At 67.4% G+C, this 657-nt stretch carries 2 pseudogenes; both read left to right on the plus strand.

Annotation, left to right across the window (positions count from 1 at the left end):
- A pseudogene (locus O3W51_RS48260) lies at positions 1-492 on the plus strand (2-oxoacid:acceptor oxidoreductase subunit alpha); the annotation flags it as partial.
- Positions 485-657, plus strand: a pseudogene (locus O3W51_RS48265) (2-oxoacid:ferredoxin oxidoreductase subunit beta); the annotation flags it as partial. The pseudogenes O3W51_RS48260 and O3W51_RS48265, both read left to right, overlap by 8 nt.

Consider the following 657-nt stretch of genomic DNA (forward strand, 5'->3'; position numbering starts at 1 on the left):
GGCACCCCCGGTCTCGAACACCGGATCGGCGGTATCGAGAAGCAGGACGGCACGGGCAACATCTCCTACGACCCGGCCAACCACGACTTCATGGTCCGCACCCGCCAGGCGAAGATCGACGGCATCGACGTACCGGACCTGGAGGTCGACGACCCGAGCGTCGTCGACGGACAGCCGCACGCCCGCACCCTGGTGATCGGCTGGGGCTCGACGTACGGTCCGATCACCGCCGCGGTACGGCGGATCCGGGCCGGCGGCGGCCAGGTCGCGCAGGCCCATCTGCGCCACCTCAACCCGTTCCCGAGGAATCTCGGAGAGGTTCTGAAGCGTTACGACAAGGTGGTGGTCCCCGAGATGAACCTCGGCCAGCTCGCCCACCTGCTGCGGGCGAAGTACCTGGTGGACGCCCGCTCGTACAACCAGGTCACCGGCCTCCCGTTCAAGGCCGAACAGCTCGCTCACGCCATCATGGAGGAGGGCGCAGATGTCTGAGGCAACCATCGCCGACCACCCCACGCCGGGGTTTGCGGCCCTGTCGTTGGTCCCCAAGTCCGACACCAAGCAGTCGATGAAGGACTTCAAGACGGACCAGGAGGTGCGCTGGTGCCCCGGCTGCGGTGATTACGCGGTCCTGGCCGCCGTCCAGTCCTTCATGCC

It is taken from the genome of Streptomyces sp. H39-C1 (assembly GCF_027158125.1).
Lineage (GTDB): Bacteria > Actinomycetota > Actinomycetes > Streptomycetales > Streptomycetaceae > Actinacidiphila > Actinacidiphila fildesensis.